The following is a 1,817-nucleotide window of genomic DNA, read 5'->3' on the forward strand; positions in this document are numbered from 1 at the left end:
TCTTTGTACAAAGATGGCCTTCCTTTGATGAAACGACTAATTCAAGCTCGTTGCTCTATTACTGCTCCTCCTACTCTTCCGATACCTCTCTAAACCTGACCAAACGTCTTTCCAAAAGAGCCACACCCAAATGAATTGTGATAATTTTTGTTCCCTATTCCGTACGGTGCGCTTGACCCGTAATTAAATTCGCCACGGGTCGCACCGCTCCCTACTCCCTACTCCCTACTCCCTACTCCCTACTCCCTACTCCCTACTCCCTTTGTTATATGTCTAACTCTAGCTTGCATGTTGTTGCCCGTCTTGTAGCCCTCCCAGATAAAGTTGAGGAACTCAAAGCTGTCCTGAGCGCATTGATTGAACCCACAAGAGCAGAAGAAGGTTGCTTGAAATACGAATTACTTCAAAATCGGACAAAACCAACAGATTTTACCTTTGTGGAAGAGTGGGCAACACCAGAAGCACTCGATACTCATCTGGTCAGTGAGCATCTCCAAGTTGCCATCAACCAACTTGATGGCTTAGTGGCTGATACACCAGATATCCGCCGCTACAACAAAATCCTTTAATATAGCGCTGCGCCCAGGGAATCGGGAATCGGGAATCGGGAAGAGTAGTTTGACTTTGACCCGGTGGGTGGAACGGGCATGTTGGTGGAACGGGCATGTTGGTGGAACGGGCATGTTGTTGGAACGGGCATGTTGGTGGAACGGGCATCTTGCCCGTTTCATTTCCCGACGCCTACTCCCTACTCCCTTGGGTGCAGCGCTATGGAATCACGAATCACCCAAATCCCTAAGAGTCTTCAGAGTCTGGTTCCATCGGCTTCCCTAAATCAAAAATAATAATAAATTCAGCATCGGGCATCAGTCGTTTCAGTGCCTGCAAGTGACCTTCGGCATCGGATCGCTTACGGAACCGAGCCACAATCACTCGTTGCATCTTTGGCAATAGGCGGACTATCACCCACGGATGAAGCCGTTCAGAATAGGACATAATTGATGTATCTCCTTAGATGGGGACCAAGAGCCAGCCGGAGACCCGGGAAAATCTGTGGGCTGGCTCTTCCCGTGGACGTTTAACGACCACATTTTTATAATAACACAAAATAATCTTTTATTATAACATATTTTAAAAACTTTTGTAACAAATTTGTTTGGGAGTCGGGAGATGGGTAAATCCAGGCATACCCATCTCCCCAGATCCGTTGATCTAGTAAGACGAATAATGCTGGTTGTCAGCCCGTTAGACGATATATAGCGTTTCTCGTAGCTATGAGGTACACATTATTTTCCCTCTTCCCTCTTCTGTGCTCCCTGCTCCCTGCTCCCTAAAATCCCAAAACTTTGTACCTAATTGAATTGCAAACCGCTGTATATGATAGATAATAGCTGAAAGCTGAACGCGCACGCGTGCGCGTAGCGCTTAAGCTGATAACTTAACTTATATAAACTTAACGTAGCAAATTGTAATGGCAACTAAGCTGATTGAATTAGACGATGGCACTTTAGTAGAAGTAGAAGTACCAGGTAATCAAGTCCAAGCTATCTCTGGTGGTTTTGCTGATAAAGTTAGTTCTACTTTCGATAAGATTCGACCGTTGTTGGTAAAGACATGCAAGCCCATTGCTCAGACTTGGAAAGAGCTGAATAAGGAGATGGATATTGAGAAGGCTGAGGTAGAATTGGGGTTTAGTTTTGAAGGAGAAGGAAATTTATATATTACTAGGTCAGCGGCAAATGCTAACCTGAAAGTGAAACTGGTACTGAAACCAAAAGATTAATTAAAAATGACCCCAGAAGAACTACAGGAATCGG

The 1,817-nt window shown here is 45.0% G+C and carries 4 protein-coding genes; 2 read left to right on the plus strand and 2 right to left on the minus strand.

Annotated elements, in window-relative coordinates; translation table 11 throughout:
• Window positions 1–269 precede the first annotated feature (269 nt).
• A complete protein-coding gene (locus F6K37_RS40600) occupies window positions 270–569 on the plus strand; it encodes a putative quinol monooxygenase (RefSeq protein ID WP_287256961.1) in 300 nt (99 codons plus the stop codon).
• Here F6K37_RS40600 and F6K37_RS40605 read toward each other — a convergent pair.
• Window positions 566–700, minus strand: coding sequence for a hypothetical protein (locus F6K37_RS40605; RefSeq protein ID WP_287256963.1), 135 nt, complete (start codon window positions 698–700; stop codon window positions 566–568). The genes F6K37_RS40600 and F6K37_RS40605 overlap by 4 nt on opposite strands.
• Before the next feature lie 95 nt (window positions 701–795).
• Window positions 796–996 carry a hypothetical protein gene (locus F6K37_RS40610; protein WP_287256965.1) on the minus strand — a complete coding sequence of 67 codons (201 nt, stop codon included), beginning with the start codon at window positions 994–996 and terminating at the stop codon, window positions 796–798.
• A gap of 475 nt (window positions 997–1,471) precedes the next feature.
• Here F6K37_RS40610 and F6K37_RS40615 point away from each other — a divergent pair, with 475 nt between their 5' ends.
• Complete coding sequence (locus F6K37_RS40615; protein WP_287255690.1) at window positions 1,472–1,783, plus strand: CU044_2847 family protein; 312 nt, start codon at window positions 1,472–1,474, stop codon at window positions 1,781–1,783.
• Window positions 1,784–1,817 lie beyond the last annotated feature (34 nt).

Source organism: Moorena sp. SIO4E2, assembly GCF_010671945.1.
GTDB lineage: Bacteria > Cyanobacteriota > Cyanobacteriia > Cyanobacteriales > Coleofasciculaceae > Moorena > Moorena producens.

Excerpts from the sequence above, each read along its gene's own strand:
- F6K37_RS40605 (WP_287256963.1), bottom strand. The coding sequence starts at position 700 with ATGCCCGTTCCAACAACATGCCCGTTCCACCAACATGCCCGTTCCACC.
- F6K37_RS40600 (WP_287256961.1), top strand. The coding sequence starts at position 270 with ATGTCTAACTCTAGCTTGCATGTTGTTGCCCGTCTTGTAGCCCTCCCA.
- F6K37_RS40610 (WP_287256965.1), bottom strand. The coding sequence starts at position 996 with ATGTCCTATTCTGAACGGCTTCATCCGTGGGTGATAGTCCGCCTATTG.
- F6K37_RS40615 (WP_287255690.1), top strand. The coding sequence starts at position 1,472 with ATGGCAACTAAGCTGATTGAATTAGACGATGGCACTTTAGTAGAAGTA.